A 2340-nucleotide genomic window follows, 5' to 3' on the forward strand; every position below is an offset into this window, starting at 1 on the left:
CTCCACCCCCACCACCACCTTTGAAGTAAAGGGTGGCTTGAAGAGGGAAAAATCCACTTGTCATCATTATGCGAAAGTAACTAAGTTTTTAAAATAATGTACTTGTGGTTTTCTACCTGTGCAATTGTGCACTACCTTTTGTGTATGACTTTTAGTTGTCGCGTTTGTATCTGAGCGGCTTAAAGTTCCGAGCAGTTCGATTGAAATCTGATAATCAGGGAGAGATTATGGACGTTGAACAGTTTGCATATATCGCGGTGATGCTATTTTCATCCGTTGCAATCATTATCCTGTTAAATGTGGCGGGAAAGCTGGGTGGTTCTGTTGGCCAGATGGTGAAAGGAATCAGTTTTGGCATATTTATGTCGGTGTTCTGCTATTCCGCGTTCCATATAGGGGGCTACCTCGGTTTGGTTGATGAGGAAGTTTTGTTCCCCATAATGGCTGTGCTGCTGGCCTTTGGTTCGCTGGCCTTTGTATTAAGCGCCTACAATGGTTTGAATAATATCGAATCATAAAATTTTCAAGATGTGGATGAGGGCAGGCGTTTATGTCTGCCCTTTTTGTTGAACCAAGCCTCTACGCAGTGAATATAACCCGATAGGCTGTTCATCAAAATACTCTCCGGAGAAGACTTCCTACTCTCCCTTTTCAAAACCTGCCCTAGAATAAAAAGAGATAAGGAATATCGAGACGCATTATGAGTGATATAGGCTCTGGATCGGGAAAGGTGGGTTCCATTCATGGTGTTCAAGACCCTTTTCAGGGTGTTGGACAGTCTTCTCTAAATAAGGTGGGAAGCTATAAAGGGAAGAAAACGTTTAAGTTGAGCAACCCTTTTAAATATATTTTAAAGGCGGTGACATCACCTTTCTCAAAACCCCCAAAAAGCGTTATGAAGCGCTCGGTATCGTTGCCAGATATCTCGCCCAGGGCTACAGAAGGAATGAGGAGGACTGTATCCTTCTCATCCTTTACAACCGTGGTTCAACCTCAACCCGTTGCTCACCCTAAACAATTCACTGTACCTGAACCAGTCAGAGGCAGTGATGGACATGTTGATAATGAAGCGACAGCTAAAAACATCATTCAACAGTTGAATGTTCTGGTAATGGGAGCGGGTAGAAGTGCGGGTTCGCCGCAAGCAGTTGAAAAAGGTTTTATTCGGTTGGATCCTAAATCTCTTGCTGCAATGTTTTCTCAGGTCCTGTCTCAACCTCTGGCCACAGATAATCTGAAGGGTTTTTCAGAAAGGCTTGCTGATAAAGGGCCCGGTGAACTGCATAGTATTCACCAAGAAATGCAAAAACAGGCAGATTCTCTGATTGATCAGGTTTTTGATTCTTATCCCAAGTTAGCAAGAAATCTGGCTCGCGAAGATAAAGCGCAAATCAGCCGCGATGCTCAATCCGCAGCTTTTAATACAATGCAAAAAGATGTTTGGGTGACGAAAGGTGTCGATGAATTTGCTGAAAGCACTGCTCCGGATTTTGAGTGGCTGGCGCGGAGAGCTAAGTCTCCCGATAAAGCACCAAGGTTTTCCCCTCAACATAAGCCACCTGTCGCACCGAAAAAAAACATTTTAACAACGAAACCGAAACAAACCACATCCCCTCAGAATAGTGTGCCCCAGAAAGGGATTCACGAACGGTCGGCGGTACAGGCTCCAGTAGCAGAGAAAACCTTGCAGAAAGGTCAGGCTAGTGCAAAGCTCAATGTAGAAAAGAAAAGAGACATTCAACCTGCTCCCCAGAACACTACAAGCTCTGTTAGCCCTGCGCTGAAACAACCGGCTGTTCCTGCTCAGAGTGAGGTGGCTCCTAAGCTGCTTGATGATGTCAAGGCCTCCGTGACACCGCAAGCAGTGGAGGGGCAATTAACACCAGGTGGAGTAGCCGACACAATCAGTGTTTATCAAAACCTTCTAGATAAAGAGCTTCAGCCACATTTATCCAAAGATCATATCGGTGTGACAAGGAGCCTGTTTACCAGCCTTGTTACGCAAGGCGCTACGAATAAAGAGGCCGAAACGGCGACTCTAGCGTATCGGGATGCTGTGCTGAACCACAAACTAAACAGTGATCTGGCTCTGACTGTTGGTGTGGAAGTTTATAACTGGCTCACTGATGAGCAGGATTATGTGCAAAGCGAGGTCATCGCAGCAGGAGGCGCCCTGGCGGAAAGGCTGGCACTGAATATTCCTGAGCGTGAGGCGGTGGATGAGCTGACTCAATGGCTGGATGAAGGGGTGACAGCAGCAGATGATGCTTGGGATGAGGAATGGGAGCAGGAAGGTGAATTGTCACCTAATGTGCCGTCACCGCCTCCTCCTCCTCCACC

The 2340-nt window shown here is 46.4% G+C and carries 2 protein-coding genes; both read left to right on the forward strand.

Annotation, left to right across the window (positions count from 1 at the left end; translation table 11 throughout):
* Positions 1-227: 227 nt before the first annotated feature.
* Entirely contained in the window at positions 228-518 is a 291-nt protein-coding gene (locus E1189_RS02035) for a hypothetical protein (protein ID WP_155158411.1), read from the forward strand.
* 212 nt (positions 519-730) lie between these two features.
* Positions 731-2340: hypothetical protein (locus tag E1189_RS02040; RefSeq protein WP_155158412.1), on the forward strand; the 1610-nt coding region annotated here is incomplete at its 3' end.

This window comes from Parendozoicomonas verongulae (genome assembly GCF_009711465.1).
GTDB classification, from domain to species: Bacteria; Pseudomonadota; Gammaproteobacteria; order Pseudomonadales; family Endozoicomonadaceae; genus Sansalvadorimonas; species Sansalvadorimonas verongulae.